Genomic DNA, 3,293 nt, shown 5'->3' with positions numbered 1-3,293 from the left:
GGATTATATGGTGCCGTCGGTTTTTGTGGTGGTTGATGAGTTGCCGGTGACGGTGAATGGGAAGGTTGATCGGGAGGCGTTGCCGGTTCCGGAGTACGCCGTCACGGGTGGACCGGTTCCCACCACCGCCGAGGAGACTCTGCTGCACCGGCTCTTCGCCGAGTTGCTCGGCGTACCGGCCGGGATCGACGACAGTTTCTTCGACCTCGGTGGGGACAGCATCAGCTCGATCCAGTTGGTCAGCCGGGCCCGTCAGGCGGGATTCGTGATCACGGCGCGTGACGTCTTCACCCACCCCACCGTCGCCTCTCTGGCGAGGATGGCTCGGCGCACCGAGGAGGCATCGGCTTCGGCGGCGGACGGACACGGCGACGCGCCGCTCACCCCGGTGATGCGGATGTTCGCCGAACAGGGCCTGCTCACCGACAACTTCTGCCAGTCGGTGCTGCTGGAGGCGCCGGCGGACCTGCTCTACGAACATCTCGCCGCGGCCGTCGCCGCAGTCGTGGAACGGCATGACATGTTGCGGGCCCGCCTGGTAGTCGGCGAGGTGCCCGCCGAGGCGTCGCTGCACCTGTCCAGAGCCGACACGATCGACCCGTCCAGGTACGTCACCCGGATCGACTGTTCCGCAACCGACGATGGCCAACTGGCCGCCACTGTGACGGCGGAGACGTCCGCCGCCCGCGGTCGCCTCGCCCCGAGAGACGGCGACCAATTGCAGGTCGTCTGGTTCGACCGGGGAGCCCGGCCGGGCCGCGTGCTGGTGCTCGCGCACCACCTGGCCGTGGACGCCCTGTCGTGGCGGATCCTCGTCGACGATCTGGTGGCGGCGTGGCGGGCCGCCCGGGCCGGCGATCCGCCCCGACTGTCTGCAGTACGCGGATCGTTCCGGCACTGGGCACACTGCCTCCAGTCGGCCGCCGTGCGGGGCAGCCGTGAGGTGGAGATGCCGTTCTGGGAGTCGGTCCTGAAGCCGCGGGCGAACTCTGCGGAGGACTTTGCCGCGACGGTCCCGGACGGGACCGACCGGAGCACGATGCGGTCGCTGCGTCGCACGTTGCCCGGGCACATCACGGAGGCGGTGCTGACCCGGGTACCCGCGATGTTCCACGCGGGTGTCAACGACGTGATGTTGACCGCGTTCGCGCTCGCGGTGAACGAGTGGCGACGGCGCAGGGGGCGCTCCGGGCAGGGCGGCGATGTTCTCGTCGACCTGGAGAGTCACGGCCGGCACGACATCTTTCCCGACGTCGACCTGTCGCAGGTGGTGGGATGGTTCACCAGCGTCGCGCCGATCCGTTTGGACGTCTCTCCGATTGCCTGGTCGAAGGTGACCAGCGGCGCCCCGGAGTTGGCGGACCGGTGTAAGCAGATCAAGGAGCAGCTCAGAGCCGTGCCGGACCACGGCATCGGGTTCGGCCTGTTGCGCTACCTCAATCCGTGCACCGGAGCCCGCCTGGCCCAGCTCGACGCACCACGAATGGCCTTCAACTACCTGGGCCGGATGACAGCCGGCGGGGCCGGCGACTGGTCGCTCGCGGAGACCCCAGACAGGCGGGACGCCGTCAGCCAACCGGACGAGGACGGCGGGGTGACGATTCCCGAGCGGTACTGCCTCGCGCTCAGCGCGGTGGCGTTGGACGGGCCGACGGGGCCCGAGCTGAGGACGACGTGGTATTGGCGTCCGACGGCACTCGACGAGGCCGACGTCCGGCAGCTCGCCGATTGCTGGTCTGCGGCGCTGACCGGGCTGGCCTCCGCTGACGGCGGTGGACGGACACCATCCGACCTTTCCCTTGTCTCGCTCAGCCAGAAGAACATCGACGCGATCGAAGCGCGTTGGCGAGGCCTGGACCGCTGAACTCCGGCTGCGCCCGTACCGAGTGGAGGAGAGACATGGCATCGTCGGCCATCGAGGACATCTGGCCGCTGACCCCGTTGCAGGAGGGTCTGCTCTTCCACGCCCTCTACGATGAGTCAGCGGTCGACGTCTACAACTGCCAGTTGGTGATAGGCGTACGAGGACCACTCGACGCGGCAACCCTTCGCGCTGCGATGGAAGGGCTGTTGCGGCGGCATGCGATCCTGCGCGTGGCCTTCTGGCACGAGGACCTCGATCGGCCGGTGCAGGTGGTCAGCAAGCGAGCTTCCCTGCCGTGGCGGGAAATCGACCTGGCCGGACTTGTCGAGGCAGAGCGTGCGACGGCGCTGCGCGACGCCCTCGCCGAGGACCGCCTTCGTCGCTTCGACGTCACCACACCGCCGCTGGTCCGCTGCACGCTGATTCGTACCGGAGCGGAGGAACACCGAATTGTGATCACGGTCCATCACCTGTTGATGGACGGGTGGTCACTGCCGATCATGGTAGCCGAACTGTTCGCGCTCTATCGGCACGCCGGTGACGAGCGAGCATTGGAGCCGGTCACCTCGTTCCGGAGGTTCCTCTCCTGGTTGGAGGAGCAGGACGCCGCGGCGGGCGAGTCCGCGTGGCGCCGCGCGCTGTCCGGGCTGGTGGATCCAGCCCTCGTCGCGCCGGGTCGAACCCACGTTCCGGGCACCCTGCCGGCACAGGAGACGTTCGTGGTCGATGAGTCGACGGTGCCGGCATTGATCGAGCAGGCCAGGCGTATCGGCGTGACCCTCAACACCGTTGTCCAAGGCGCGTGGGGCGTGCTGCTCGGCATTCTGACCGATCGGAAGGACGTGGTGTTCGGCACCACCGTGTCCGTACGGCCGCCCGAGATTCCCCACATCGAGCGCCTGATAGGGATGCTGGTGAACACCGTCCCGGTCCGGGTTCGTTGGACATCTGACGATTCCTGGTCGACGATGCTGACCAGGCTGCAGGACGAGCGCGCCGAGCTAATCCCGCACCAGCATCTCGGGCTCGCCACGATCCAGCGGCTGGCCGGATCGGCCGAGCTGTTCGACACCGCGATCGTCTTCGAGAACGCGCCCGGAGGCGACGAGCGCTCACTGGATATGCCGGACAAGCTCTCCGTGTTCGACATCAGCGGCCAGGACGCGACCCACTATCCGCTCGGTCTCGCCGTCGTACCGGGATCCACGGTCCGCTTGCGGCTGGACTATCGACCCGATGTGATCGACGAAGAGCAGGCCCGGGGCATCGGTGCGTGCCTGGTGCGGCTGCTGGAGCACGCGGCTACCGACCTCCACGCTCCGATCGGCCGGGCAGAGCTGGTCTCCGTTGCGGAGCGTGGGCGGTTGTTGGTGGAGTTTGGGGATGGTGGTGTGGTTGGTGGTGGGGGTTCGGTGGTGGGTTTGTTTGG

The 3,293-nt window shown here is 67.9% G+C and carries 2 protein-coding genes; both read left to right on the top strand.

Annotated features, from left to right (window positions below):
- Positions 1 to 1,864, top strand: a 1,864-nt coding sequence (locus tag AB0C20_RS35740; RefSeq protein ID WP_357569674.1) for a condensation domain-containing protein, incomplete at its 5' end; no start/stop codon positions are given.
- Positions 1,865 to 1,899: 35 nt separating this feature from the next.
- On the top strand, positions 1,900 to 3,293 hold a 1,394-nt coding region (locus AB0C20_RS35735; RefSeq protein ID WP_357569673.1), incomplete at its 3' end, for a condensation domain-containing protein.

The organism is Micromonospora sp. NPDC048843 (assembly GCF_040649965.1).
In the GTDB taxonomy this organism is placed as follows: domain Bacteria; phylum Actinomycetota; class Actinomycetes; order Mycobacteriales; family Micromonosporaceae; genus Micromonospora; species Micromonospora hortensis.
This window is presented reverse-complemented; position numbering and strand designations above follow the sequence as displayed.